Raw genomic sequence first — 13,466 nt, forward strand, 5'->3', positions numbered from 1 at the left:
TGGTTTCAGCAAGCGTCGAACGTCCGGCGCACATTCGCGCTTGCAAGGGCCCGCTTCGGGGATGACTGGCAGCTCTGCCCGGGGCGGTGCTTTACGCGCCGTCAAAGGCTGGATTGGAAAGTGCCGACATGAATGTTCCTTTGACGCACCTGCAACGGCTTGAGGCCGAGTCCATCCATATCTTCCGCGAGGTTGCAGCCGCTTTTGCCAAGCCGGTCATGCTCTATTCGGTCGGCAAGGACTCCTCCGTGCTGATGCATCTGGCGATGAAGGCGTTTTATCCCGCCAAGCCGCCATTCCCCTTCCTTCATGTCGACACGACGTGGAAATTCCGCGAGATGATCGCCTTTCGCGATCAGATGGCGCAGAAACTCGGCTTCGATCTGCTCGTTCATGTCAACGAAGATGGCGTGCGCGACAACATCAATCCGTTCGATCACGGTTCCAACACGCACACCCATGTGATGAAGACCGTGGCGCTGCGCCAGGCGCTCGACAAATACGGTTTCGATGCCGCCTTTGGCGGGGCCCGTCGCGACGAGGAGAAATCGCGCGCCAAAGAGCGCATATTCTCCTTCCGCAACGCGCAGCATGTGTGGGACCCGAAGAACCAACGGCCCGAGATGTGGAAGATATTCAACACCCGCATCGCATCGGGTGAATCGATCCGCGTCTTTCCGTTGTCGAATTGGACCGAGCTCGACATCTGGCAGTACATTCTGCAGGAAAACATCCCGATCGTGCCGCTCTATTTCGCCAAGCAACGGCCCGTCGTCGAGCGCGACGGCATGTTGATCCTGCGGGATGACGAGCGCATGAAACTGCGCCCCGGCGAGACTGTGGAGGACCGCCTTGTGCGGTTCCGCACGCTCGGCTGCTATCCGCTGACCGGCGCCATCGAATCGGATGCCGACACGCTGGAAGCCATCGTCGGCGAAATGCTGACCGCGCGCACCTCCGAGCGGCAGGGTCGCCTGATCGACCGCGATGAAGCCGGCTCGATGGAAAAGAAGAAGCGCGAGGGGTATTTCTGACCATGCGCCACATCATGGCAAAGAGTCTCGCCCCCACCGACGGCGTCCGCGACTATCTGGCGGCGCAGGAGAAGAAATCGCTGCTGCGCTTCCTCACCTGCGGTTCCGTCGATGATGGCAAGTCGACGCTGATCGGGCGCCTGCTTTCCGACACCAAGCAGATTTTCGAGGACCAGCTCGCCGCGCTCGAACGCGATTCGCGCAAGCACGGCACGACCGGCGACGACATCGATTTCGCGCTTCTGGTCGATGGCCTCGAGGCCGAGCGCGAGCAAGGCATCACCATCGACGTCGCCTATCGCTTCTTCGCCACGCCGAAGCGCAAGTTTATCGTTGCCGACACGCCCGGCCACGAACAATACACCCGCAACATGGCGACCGGCGCGTCGACCGCCGACCTGGCCATCGTGCTGATCGATGCCCGGCAAGGGGTGCTGCGCCAGACCAGGCGCCATTCGATCATCGCTTCGCTACTCGGCATCCGGCACGTCGTTCTGGCCATCAACAAGATCGACCTCGTCGGCTTCGACGAAGCGGTCTTCGAACGGATCGTCGAAGATTACAGGCAGTTCTCGCAGAAACTCGGCTTCCAGACCATCGTGCCGATCCCGATGTCTGCCCGCTACGGCGACAACGTCACCAACCGTTCGGACAAGACGGAATGGTATTCCGGCCCGACGCTGATCGAACATCTCGAAACCGTGTCGGTCGACGAGGCCGCGGTTGAATTGCCGTTCCGCTTTCCGGTGCAGTATGTGAACCGTCCCAATCTCGACTTTCGCGGTTTTGCCGGCACCATTGCGTCGGGCTCGGCTGCGCCGGGCGACGAGGTCGTCGTCGCCAAATCCGGAAAATCCTCCCATGTCCGGCGCATCGTCGCGCATGGCGGTGATTTGCAGAAGGCGGTCGCCGGCCAGGCCATCACCCTTGTCCTCGACGACGAGGTCGAGGTTTCCAGAGGTAACATGCTGGTGTCGCCGGCAGCGCGGCCGCAGGTCGCCGACCAGTTCGCTGCCAACATCGTCTGGTTCGACGAGCATGCGCTGCTGCCGGGCCGCTCCTACATCCTGCGCACAGAGACCGACCAGACCAGCGCCACCGTCACCGACCTGAAATACCGGGTCAACGTCAACGACTTTGCCCATGAGGCGGCCAAGTCGCTGGAGATGAACGAAGTCGGCATCTGCAACATCTCGACGCGGGCGCCGATCGCCTTCGACACCTTCGCCGAAAACCGCACCACCGGCGCCTTCATCCTGATCGACCGCATCACCAACGCCACGGTCGGCACCGGTATGATCCTGCATTCGCTGCGCCGCGCCGAAAACATCCACTGGCAGTCGCTCGATGTCGGCAAGCGCGTCCGCGCCGACATGAAGAACCAGCGGCCCGCCGTGTTCTGGTTCACCGGGCTTTCCGGCTCCGGCAAGTCGACCATCGCCAATCTGTTCGAAAAGAAACTCTACGCCACCGGCCGCCATACCTACATCCTGGATGGGGATAATGTCCGCCACGGCCTCAACCGCGATCTCGGCTTCACCGACGCCGATCGCGTCGAAAATATCCGCCGCGTCGCCGAAGTGGCACGCCTGATGGCCGATGCCGGTCTGATCGTCATCGTCTCCTTCATTTCACCGTTCAGCGCCGAGCGGCGCATGGCGCGGGAATTGATGGCCGACGGTGAATTCGTCGAGGTGTTTGTCGACACGCCGTTCGAAGAATGCGCGAGACGCGACCCAAAGGGCCTGTATGCCCGGGCGCTGAATGGCGAGATCAAGAATTTCACCGGCGTCGATTCACCGTATGAAGTACCGGAAAAACCCGAAATCCATCTCAAGACACTCGGCAAGTCAGCCGAAGAGATGGTAGAGGCCCTGGAACTTTGGCTGAACGAGCGCGACATTGCGCAACCACCTCCTGCCGACAATGGTGGATCCATCTGATGACAGGGCAGTCCTCGCCCTGTTCGAAGGGTCGGCACTGGCGGCGAGTGGCGCCATCGGCTGTCTTTGATGCCGGATTTAGCCATGAGACGAAGGCGGACGCCTCGCCCCACCTGCAGGGATTGTTGAGCCGGGGTCGCACACATCAGTTCGATGTCGGTTGCAAACTCAAAAACAACGAAACAGCCGGAGACCACCCACCTGATCACGCAGCATCGCCCTGAACTATGCGCTTCCCGACCAGATGGATGGAGCTCGTGGGTTGCTGCCGAGATCGTCAATTTTGCCGGTATGTGGCAATCGGCCATGGTTTGTGCCACAGGCTGACATAATTCCGATAGGTCGAATTCAGATCCAACAAGTGCATTGCATTACGATATCGGACCGGGAACCGTAGACTGTGTTCCAGGCTGATGCGGACGCATAAAAACGAGGAAGAAGGATGGGAGCTGGAGCCTTGACCAGGGATGTTGAACCCGAGAATGCCGAGCGCCAGCGATGGCTGGCCCTGGCGGAAAAGGCGTTGGCCGGCGCATCCTTCGAGGAAAAGCTGGTCTCGCACACCGACGACAACATCCGCATCGAACCACTTTACGACCGCAGCACCGCAGCGGAACCAACCGTGCGCGCAAACCCGAAATCGCCCTGGATCGTCAGCCAGCGCGTCGACGATCCGGATATCGACCGCGCCAGGGCCCAGGCCCTGGAGGACGTAGCGCAAGGCGCGACGGGATTGTCGCTTGTTTTTGAAGGCGCGCCCAACGCATTCGGCTACGGCTTGCCGAGGACGGCGCAGGCACTGGAGACAGTGCTGGACGGTGTGCCGCTCAACCGTATCCAGATCCGCATCGATGCCCATCCCTGGAGCCGGGCCGTGGCCGACTGGCTGGTGGCGCTCCTGAGCAAGCGCCGTTCGGACCCGGCAAAGCTCAACCTCTCCTTCGGCATCGATCCGGCGGCGATCTTCGCCGGGACCGGCCGGCTGCGCATGTCGATCGAGGCGTTGCAGGCGTCGATGCCGCAGTCGTTGGCGCATTTCTTCTCGATGGGCGTTCCGGGCGTGCTCCTGGAGGCGGACGGCCGCGTGCTCCACAATGCCGGCGCCACGGAGGCGCAAGAGCTTGGCATCATGCTGGCTTCGGCGGTCTCCTATCTCAGAATGTTCGAGACGGCGCGGCAGCCGCTTGTCTATGCCGCACCCCATATCGGCTTTGCGCTCAGCGTCGACCAGGACCAATTCCTGTCGGTGGCCAAGGTTCGGGCACTGCGCAGGCTCTGGGCACGGCTGCAGGAAGCCTGTTCGATCCCCAATTCCACCGCCAATATCCACGCAGAGACGTCGTTTCGCATGATGACGGCATTGGACCCCGAAACCAACATCCTGCGCACCACGATTGCCTGCTTTGCGGCAGCATCAGGCGGCGCCGATTCGATCTCAATCCTGCCGCACACGATCGCGCATGGTCTGCCGGCGGGTTTTGCCCGCCGCGTTGCCCGCAACGCGCAACTGATCATGGCCAATGAAAGCCATATCGATCATGTCGCCGATCCTGCCTACGGATCCGGCGCGGTCGAAGCGCTGACCGCGGAACTGTGCGAGATGGCCTGGGCGGAATTGCAGACAATCGAGGCCGAGGGCGGCGTCTTGTCCAGCCTCCAGGGCGGGCATATCCAGGCACGCGTTCATGCCGCGGCAGCGCGGCGCAACGCAGCCTATCAGGCAGGCGAGCCAACCATCATCGCCACCACGCTCTATCCGTTGAAAAGCGAACGTCCGGTCGAGACGCTGGCAGCGGAACGACGGCCCGCCTTCACCGAAGGCGTTGCCGTCTGCGAGCCCCTGTTTGCGGTTCGCATCGACCAATCGATCGGAGCCTCCTCTTGATCCCTGATTTCAGCCAGATCGGCTGGGTGCCGCCACGCCGCGCACCCATCGAGGTCAAAGGCCAGCGGATGACGCCGGAAGGCCTTGTCAGCATTGATGCGGTCAATCTCCACGACGCAGGCTCCGGTCAGGCGAATCTTGGCCGCGTCGTTCGCTAGCAAGCTTCTCTGATTGGGGTCGTTGAGGTCAAGCTCCTCCTGATATTTTTCCGGACCATGTCGCCCCGCGGGTCACTCGCTTCTCTTCGCGGTCGACGTTAGGCCGCCGCATGATGGGGTCAGTAGAGCGAGGCGTCTCAATCTGTTGAACGACTTTGGGAGAGTTCGCCCAGGATCGTGCCTGCTAACGAGATCACCTTGCCCATCGTCCCCACGGGAACGATCCGGATCACGCCCTTTCGGGCGGAATAAACTCCTCCTTCGTTGGTCCGTTATCCCCATTTCATGCCGATACGCGGCCGGGTGCCTTGCCGAAGCGGAATTCTGTTGCATCACTCCACATGCGATGCAGAATGACAGCGAGCTTGCGGGCAACAGCAACTCGGGCTCGAGCCATACCGCGCCGTTTGGCGACGTTCATGCCCCAGGCTCTGAGGCTCGACCATTTCTTGCTGAGCACGAGCAGCGAATGGGCTGCCTCATAGAGAGCCGTGCGGGCGAGTTCGTCACCGCATCGGCTGACCTTGCCCTGAATGTCCGTCTCACCAGATTGATAGCGTGCCGGGGTCAGACCCAGATGCGCGCCGACATCCCTCGAGCGACGAAAGCGGTCCGGCTGATCAATCGTGGCACGAAAGGCGAGCGCGGTGATGGGTCCCACACCTGGAACGCTCATCAGCCGCCGACAGACCTCTTCCTGGCGAACGAGACCGAGAACCTGCTTCGTCAGGCGGGCGAACTCTCCCAGCATTGTAGCGAGGATCGTCAGCAGTGGCTCGACCAAAGGCATGACAACCGGATCCGTGCCGGCCAACTCGCGCACACGACTGGCGAAGGCGGTTCGCGACGGCGTGCCCAGCTTGATGCCGGCCTCCCGCAGGATCGCCCGAACCACGTTCTCGATGGTGCGCGTTTCGTTCAGCACCGTGCGGCGGGCGACGAGGAGGGATCGCCAGAGACGGCACTGCCGGCTCTTGACATGCACCTGTCGATACCAGCCGGTGCGCATGATCTGCGCCAGCGCGCGGGCGTCATTCCGATCCGTCTTGTTTGGCATCATCTTCATCGCCGCATTGGCCTGCCGGGTCTCGATGCAAATGGCCGGCAGGCCATCGGCGCACATCCCGTCGTGAAGCCAGGCCGTCAGCGAACACGCTTCGAGCCCGATGCGCTCCAGCGGCAGATCGACTTTCCGCAACGCTTCGATCAACGCCTGCGGCTCGCTCGCCGCACGCGTCTCCTTCACGATCCGCCCGGCCTCGTCGACCACGCAAATCGCGGTCTCTTCCAAAGACACGTCAAGTCCGGCAAAATACTTCATGGCTGCTCCTCCTGATGTTTGTGGCGATCTACATCGACCACGTTCTCACATCTCGACAGGAGCAGCCGCCCTCAATCTGGCTCGGGCGAGACCCCAATCACCCCATCTGTAAAGGTCTACAGGCTGCATCAATGGCGGCTTTGCCCTTCGATGGCGGGAACACATCCCGCATGGAGGCGACGCATGCGCCAACGACGTCCTGTCGGGACCCTCAAAGTTTGCCTCGCATCGTCGTGTAACTATTTGAAATATCTCAATATTTTATACAGAAATGCCTCACGAATTCAGGCTTTAGACACAACAGGACGCCTCGCTTTGGACACGACAGTGCGCCTCACTTGTGCTGGGGTACAAAAAACCCGGCAGGCGCCGGGCTTTGTATTGATGGACGTCTTGGGTCAAACGGACGGCAGCGAGTCTCGACGATAAAACCTCGTGCTGATCGTTTCGCGGTCGAATGCCAGCGGGACGCCGGACTCTTCAAGAGCCGACTTCAATCCGCTGAAATGAACTCCCCGTTCCTTTGCGAGCCGAATGAGCGACACATAGGTTCTCATGAATTCATCAAGGTCGGCTCGCATCACCAGTTTCTGCGGGCAACGGTTGACGGGATTGATGCCAACCCTGAATGGGAGGTGGCCTTGCGCGAGGAGGGCGGTAAGAACTTCAGATCTTACGCCGAGGCTCTTTTCGGTTTCGCGAAGGGACAGTCCGCCATGCTCCTCTCGTCGCACCAGTAGGCGGACCTCATCCGGATCGACCAGGAGAGAAAGGAAACCGCAGTCAGTCGGCGACTTTCTCGTGCGCGTCAGTTTCCCTTCGAGCTTAAGCCTGACGATCTCCATGACAGCGCAGCATGCTTGCTTTCCGGCACTGAGGAGATTGCAGAACCCGGGGTCCGCCTCGCCAGGTTCGTCTGCGCCGGCGAGGAGGCGCGCCAGGAAATCATCCAGGGCCGCCTTTGCAAAATTGTAGTGCGTAAGAACTCCTTGGTCGAGTTCGATCACGGGTCGGATGAACCCGTGCTCCAGCAGGCCGCGGTCGTGGAGGCGAGGCACGTTGAGGTATTTCGCAGCATCCGTCATAGGCAAAGCGTCGAACACGCGCCGGATGAACGTGCGGCCTTCTTCGGCATCGAAGAGCACCTTGTCATCGGGGACAGTTCGTGTCGTCTCATCGATCAACTTGCCAAGAAGGAGCAGTTTGCGAAGGCGTTTGGGATGAGTTTCGAACTCGATGGATGCGGTTCGTACGGAATGCAACTTCCGGGTAGATACCGGCCTTCCGAAGATCTCATCCTCTGGACCGACCGGCATCGTCTCGATCGAGTGGCGCATGATGATGTCACGAAGGGGTTCATAGGCGTCGTCGTCGGACTCGTGGGCGAGCCAGTCATACAGGCGGCAGAAAGCGGTTTTGGGACCGGTCTGCAGTTTCCTGTGATTGGACTTCGACTGGAGCAAATTCAATAGTTCCCGGATCGCAGGCTCGCCGAGCCGGGCGATTTCGAAACCCCTGAGGGAAGCGCGATGGCCCGCCGTCACCCGCCCCAACCTTTCGGGCTCGCAAAGGTTCCGAGGCGCAGTATCTCAGGCGCCAGCTGAACGCATCCACTATACCTCTGGATACGGCATTAGATATTTTGCAATCTCGTCGTGATACGCCACTTGGTCGAAGGTCCGCAGCGATCGATCCCAGCGAAGGTCGCTCCCGCAGACTATGGCGGTCATGAAGTTTTCATGAGGTGGCACTGTCTTGGGACGAGGCCCGTAAGAATCTGGCTCGGTTTCCAGAGATGGGTAAAACGTTCGATCGCCTGCCGATCCCAGGTTCCCATCGATTGGTGATTGGAGACTATCTTCTCTGGCGGTGCCACCGAATAGCGGATGGCGTCGGAGGCAAATCACGTCCTCGTCATGGCGGGTCGCAGTAAGCTGGCAGGCTTGGCCCCCGGTTTTTGCGCTGCGCCGCCATCAACTCGGTCGAATGCCCTATCAGGCATATTCAGCGCATTTTTACTCCCAAAAGCTTAGGCCCCACAGGCGTGAACCTGCAGGGCCTTGACGATCTATCTTGCCGAATGGGTACGGCTGACATTCGTAAATATGGTGGCTCACAGGTGCTCTGTCAAGCGACTGAGGCCTAGCCAGTGCAAAATAGCCTTACGCACCTCCAACAAGTCCACTTTCGAGAGGCTCACGTTAGACCTCTTCCCTGCCAAAAAGGCTGGTCGAGGCGTTCGTTGCTAACGGTCTCCAGCATGTCGGCCTTGAGCCAGTTTTCCTCATGCGGATCAAAAAATGGGTACGCCCCCGGAGGAATGCAATAATGATACTTTTGCGGTGTTTTTGGAGCGACAGTTGAGAACGGTGCGATGGTGGTGAGTCCTCGGCCGGCACTCAGCGCGACACAGTGACGCTCCTTGTACATCTCAGGTTTGACACCGAGCGGGCCCTTCATGATCCCTGGTTCCGCAATCTTGTCGGGTTCTGGTCCAAAATCGCATATCAACACTTGTCCCGGTTGAGGGAAAATTCCTGCCCTTAGCGCCATACGTCGGCACTACAACCTATGCGTCAGTTCGACAAGACCAGGCGGCAGGTCCTGTGTCGCTGCCTACGAGAAATCGGGTCTGCTCAGGACCCACCAAGGATTAGCCTACGATAGAACGGTCGCTGCGGCGGAGCGGTTGGCAGAGGCCGCGGGCAGCCGCTGCCTTCGAAGGACGTCGGCCGAGGCCGGGACGGTGAGGAAACTGACGGAACGGGGGGCTTCGGGGAAGCCGTGCCGCGCATGAAAGCCTGCGGCGGTGACGTGACGTCAACCCTGAATCGAAAGACCTGGCGCCCGAGGAGCGCGCCGGGGAGGGGCGGATGCTCGCGTCAATCCTTTCGCAAAGGACTCCCGTGATGGTGCAGCCGCTTTCGCAAGGAGTCGTTTCCGCGCGGGGTGGGGGCATGGGGGCGCACCGGTCCACGCCCGCGGGCCTCCTGATGCTGTTCACCGAGGACTGGCAAAGGAACATCACCATGCCTGAGAGAACGAGTTAAGCAGTGCCGAAGAGAACGCCCGCAGGATAGGATTTGTGTTCACTAAGAGCTTGGCTGCGTTGCGCGCGAGGGCGGAGGCATCCACCACGAAAAGGCTGTCGATCCTGCTTGATAGAACCCCAAGGCAAGGGCTAACGGGATCGAGCCTATCTACCAAACACAGGCGACCCTTTTGGAGTCCTCACATTTTCGGGCTAACCGAACTTCCTTCCTCTACAAGCTCGTCTCCTGGATCTGGCGCGACATCCGGCGCGCGATCCAAGATCGCCAAGGCCGCATCGGTACTGCCGCGCGCGGCCCTTTTCTTGAGACTGAGGATTGCGCGCCGATGGCCGACACCGTCGGCAATGAACGCCGATAGGAGCTGGTTCAGCGACACGTTGTCTTCTGCTGCAGCCTGCTTGGCCTCTTCCATCACATGGTCGGCAAGCCTCAACGGATATGTGCTCATGATGGTTGGTTCCTTCTTCTGAATTCGGCGACGAAAGCTCCTGCCTTGATGATCGAAATGCCAAAATCGCCTACTGCCGGAATGTCAAAATGCCGATCACTGGTGACGATGGTCCTCGCTCCGGCGGCGAGGGCACATTCGATGTAAAGGTCGTCCTTGGGATCGGTCAGGAACGGCCTGAACCGGAACCAAGGGGAGACCAGTTTGGCGCGCTTGAATACCGCGTCGAGGACAACATCGATCTCTTCGTTTGTGATCCATGGGTTCTCTCCGAGAATCCCGGCACGCTTCAGCACGTCCTCGTATTCGAGCGAGACGGCAGGCGACACGGCGAAAGGGACGTTTCCCTGGATCATCTCGCGGACGATCACGTTCGAAGCACCGTTCGATGACCGCAATCCAGCCAGCAAGACATTGGCATCGAACACATTCATAGCTTCAATATGATATCTCATGTGATATCATGTCAAGTGGCGGAAGGCGCTTGAGGATATCCCAGCGCTATCAACGCCCGGATGAAGGCAGGAGGCGCGCAAGTCGTCAGGGACGATGTAGGCGTGAAGGTGCGCATGGGCTTCGTCGGTTTGCCGGACGCCGACAGAAGGCGGTCGCCATACTGTCGCTCCATTGCCGTCGGCTCTCGGAGGGCCTTTGCCGAGGCTAGCAGAACTGGACAGGTAACCTTTTCCGCTGAACACGAGCAACCAACCCCCTTGTTGGTCGAGTACAATTTTGCCGACACCGTGACACAGCGACGTGCGCAGGCTCTCATGGGCGCGGAATGTCGACAATGCTGCTGCGGATGCCTTGCCTTCCAAAGCGAAAGCTCCGGCCGGCCCGATCAAGTTTGCCAACTCCTCGAATCGCTGGCCGACCAGATGGGGCAGTCTCACTCTCCCGTTGGCAGCCATTCATCAACGATGATCGGCAATCCGTAGAAAAGATCATGCGCTTGCCAATGCAGAGCTAGGCGGCTTTCCTGTTCGAACAACGTGATTGCTCAGCGGCGATCAAGCCATCGGCTTTCGGAATGACCGGCGACGCTTCGTCTCAACGACTATTCCGGTCGGGCTGTGGGCCGTATTCTTTGCCTTGAACACGACCGTTTGCTTCGGTTTCCGTTTGGGTGGCGCTTCAGGCTTTGCGCTTGGCTCCGGCGTTTGCTTGGTCTCTTGCTTGTCCTTGCGGGCGCACAGCAAAGCCTTGGCGGTCGCCGCGTCCGCATCCGATACCTCGCCGGCCGGCTTGCCGTCGAGATCAACCCGCGCGGCGCCTGCATCCAGCCTGGCCAAGTATCTGGCCATTCTGGTGTAGGCGCGCAGGGCTCTCCTCAATTCATCATCAGACAGTTCGCCATCAAGCGCGCGAATGTCATGATGGATGCCGATCTTGAGCGGCCTGGGGGCTTTCGGATTGAACGCTGAAGGCCACTTTGCCGATAGATGGCGGAAAAGCTGTGCGGAGGATTTCCCTCGGCTAGCGGTCGACATGATCAAGCCTCGCCCGATTTGGTTTCGTTCCCAATTCTGACCCTTCGTAGCGCGCATATATGCAATGATTATGGGCGTCTGAGAAAAAATGGGCATTCATCCCGCAAGGGCAAAGCAGCAGGTCCTGGCTCCTCCAGATCGAGTACCGTTGCCCGGATTTCGAGATACATGAGATGTCGCTCCCCAACCTCTCGCGACTTCTGAGGAACGGAATCGATCAGCCGGACGACGACATCGCGAACGCGTGCGGCGCGGCAATCAATGTGAGAGCGCGCATTGCATCGCCTGAACTGCTCCCGGATGTTGGGCCGTTGCCTCATCTGATTTGCTCCCCGCAGTTTTGGGGCGGGAGCAAATCAGATGAGGCGGATAAGCATGGCGACGCGGGATGAGCTGGTGAAGGTGGTAGCGGAGCGCTACGCCCGAGGCGATCGGGCAGAGAAGTCGCGCATTCTCGATGAATTCGCGGCGGTAAGCGGCGTTCACCGCAAGCATGCCATGCGGTTGCTGCGGAATGGACCACAGGCGCAGCGTTCGGGCCCGCGACCGGAGCGCCGGCTTTATGACGACGCGGTGCGCGAAGCGCTGATCGTGCTCTGGGAAGCTTCGGATCGCATCTGCGGCAAGCGTCTGAAGATGCTGATTCCGATTCTGGTGGAGGCAATGGAGCGTCACGGGCATCTGCACCTAACCGCCGAGATCCGCACACGGCTATTGGCGATGAGCGCGGCCACGATCGATCGCGCCCTTCGCGAGGTTCGAGACATCGCTGGTGGGCCGAGACGCCGTCGCAGTACAGCGTCCACCGCGCTGCGGCGCAGCATTCCGATCCGAACCTTCTCCGATTGGCAGGATCCTCCGCCTGGATTCGTCGAGGCCGACCTGGTGGCGCACAGTGGACCGACGACGCGGGGAAGCTTCATACAAACGCTTTGTCTTACCGACATCGCGAGCGGGTGGACGGAATGCGCGCCCTTGCTGGTGCGTGAACAGAAGCTGTTGAGCGAGGTGCTGACGGTATTACGGCGGCTCCTGCCATTTCAGCTTCTCGGATTCGACACGGACAATGACAGCGTGTTCCTGAACGAGACGATACGCGACTACTGTCTGGATGCCGGCATCGAGTTCACCCGCTGCCGTCCTTACCGCAAAAATGACCAGGCCTTCGTCGAACAGAAGAACGGCGCCGTGGCGCGACGCATCGTCGGCTGGAGGGGCGTGAAGCCGCTGCTGCCCTTGCACAGCTCTATTCGACGGTTCGGCTGTTCGTGAACTTCTTCCAACCCTCCTTCAAGCTGGCCGGAAAGGAACGGGACGGCGCCCGCGTGCGCAAGCGCTATCACCCTGCGGCAACACCGTGCCAGCGACTGCTGGCAGATCCACGCACGCCTGAACCGGTTCGTGCCAGGCTTGCGCAAACACAGGCGAGGCTGGACCCGGTAAAGCTGCTGCAGGAGATGCGATCGGCGCAGCAGCGCCTCGTCGACATCGCCGATGAATCCTGCACGCCGGCGCTGGTGGTGGGCGTTTCCAGCGTCAGCGCGATCACCTGATCGACCAGTTCGGGATCGAGTGGCGCAATGCCTGGCGGGCGGCTCTTGTCGCGCAAAAGGCCATCCACGCCTTCGGCCATAAAACGCTCCTGCCATCGCCACACGCAGGTCTTCGATTTGCCGGTAGCCTCCATAATGGTCACGGTTCCCAAGCCGTCATCGCTCATCAGAATGATCTTCGCCCGCCACGCATGCTTCTGCGGCGAACCGTGCTTTGCCACGATGGCTTCGAGCCGGATCCTGTCGGCGGCAGTGACGTCAAATGTAATACCGGTGCGCATGCCCGATCGTCGCACATGCGAAAACCGATGGGAATCCAACATCGGACTCTTTTGTCTCGATCAATCCACTAGATAGACCGTCGAAAGGACGATGCAGAAGGCCGCTGCATTAATCAGAGTTGGGCTTAAAGCGGCCTTCTCCCGTTCGTTGAATTCCATAGATCCCCTCCCAACTTTGCGAAGAACTGGATCGAAAAAACACGAATAACTGACGGCTGATCTCAAGGGAAACTGAAGTCATAAAAATGCATGAAGTGTATAAATAACTGGCCCCCTCTTGCAAAAATATGCAAATCCAGC

General features: G+C 60.1%; 10 protein-coding genes and 2 pseudogenes. 5 read left to right on the forward strand and 7 right to left on the reverse strand.

What is annotated here, in order from left to right; translation table 11 throughout:
* Positions 1-128: 128 nt before the first annotated feature.
* The 4 genes from cysD to HB778_RS39710 all read left to right on the forward strand — a co-directional run bounded on the left by cysD (position 129) and on the right by HB778_RS39710 (position 5,020).
* Positions 129-1,034 carry a sulfate adenylyltransferase subunit CysD gene (cysD, locus tag HB778_RS39695; protein ID WP_183465617.1) on the forward strand — a complete coding sequence of 302 codons (906 nt, stop codon included), beginning with the start codon at positions 129-131 and terminating at the stop codon, positions 1,032-1,034.
* 2 nt (positions 1,035-1,036) lie between these two features.
* Positions 1,037-2,977, forward strand: a complete 1,941-nt coding sequence (cysN, locus tag HB778_RS39700) for a sulfate adenylyltransferase subunit CysN (RefSeq protein WP_183465618.1) — start codon at positions 1,037-1,039, stop codon at positions 2,975-2,977.
* 442 nt (positions 2,978-3,419) lie between these two features.
* On the forward strand, positions 3,420-4,862 hold the full coding sequence (locus HB778_RS39705) for a methylmalonyl-CoA mutase subunit beta (RefSeq protein ID WP_183455222.1): 1,443 nt from the start codon (positions 3,420-3,422) through the stop codon (positions 4,860-4,862).
* On the forward strand, positions 4,859-5,020 hold the full coding sequence (locus tag HB778_RS39710) for a hypothetical protein (RefSeq protein WP_183455494.1): 162 nt from the start codon (positions 4,859-4,861) through the stop codon (positions 5,018-5,020). Before HB778_RS39705 ends, HB778_RS39710 begins: the two co-directional genes overlap by 4 nt.
* Positions 5,021-5,303: 283 nt before the next feature.
* Here HB778_RS39710 and HB778_RS39715 read toward each other — a convergent pair whose 3' ends face one another.
* The 6 genes from HB778_RS39715 to HB778_RS39740 form a co-directional block, all read right to left on the reverse strand.
* Positions 5,304-6,341: an IS110 family transposase gene (locus HB778_RS39715; protein WP_183465578.1), complete on the reverse strand. Its 1,038-nt coding sequence runs from the start codon at positions 6,339-6,341 to the stop codon at positions 5,304-5,306.
* A gap of 398 nt (positions 6,342-6,739) precedes the next feature.
* Positions 6,740-7,885: a hypothetical protein gene (locus HB778_RS39720; protein ID WP_183465619.1), complete on the reverse strand. Its 1,146-nt coding sequence runs from the start codon at positions 7,883-7,885 to the stop codon at positions 6,740-6,742.
* Positions 7,886-8,537: 652 nt separating this feature from the next.
* Positions 8,538-8,801, reverse strand: a complete 264-nt coding sequence (locus tag HB778_RS39725; RefSeq protein WP_348524795.1) for a hypothetical protein — start codon at positions 8,799-8,801, stop codon at positions 8,538-8,540.
* 771 nt (positions 8,802-9,572) lie between these two features.
* Positions 9,573-9,842 carry a hypothetical protein gene (locus HB778_RS39730; RefSeq protein WP_183455218.1) on the reverse strand — a complete coding sequence of 90 codons (270 nt, stop codon included), beginning with the start codon at positions 9,840-9,842 and terminating at the stop codon, positions 9,573-9,575.
* Complete coding sequence (locus HB778_RS39735) at positions 9,839-10,276, reverse strand: PIN domain-containing protein (RefSeq protein WP_183455217.1); 438 nt, start codon at positions 10,274-10,276, stop codon at positions 9,839-9,841. Before HB778_RS39735 ends, HB778_RS39730 begins: the two co-directional genes overlap by 4 nt.
* Positions 10,277-10,852: 576 nt before the next feature.
* Complete coding sequence (locus HB778_RS39740) at positions 10,853-11,332, reverse strand: ProQ/FINO family protein (protein ID WP_183455485.1); 480 nt, start codon at positions 11,330-11,332, stop codon at positions 10,853-10,855.
* 360 nt (positions 11,333-11,692) lie between these two features.
* Between HB778_RS39740 and HB778_RS39745 the strand changes: the two are divergent.
* Positions 11,693-12,828: pseudogene (locus HB778_RS39745) on the forward strand (transposase); the annotation flags it as partial.
* 14 nt (positions 12,829-12,842) lie between these two features.
* Here HB778_RS39745 and HB778_RS39750 read toward each other — a convergent pair.
* Positions 12,843-13,166: pseudogene (locus tag HB778_RS39750) on the reverse strand (helix-turn-helix domain-containing protein); the annotation flags it as partial.
* Between the last annotated feature and the right edge of the window lie 300 nt (positions 13,167-13,466).

This window comes from Mesorhizobium huakuii, assembly GCF_014189455.1.
Classification (GTDB): domain Bacteria; phylum Pseudomonadota; class Alphaproteobacteria; order Rhizobiales; family Rhizobiaceae; genus Mesorhizobium; species Mesorhizobium huakuii_A.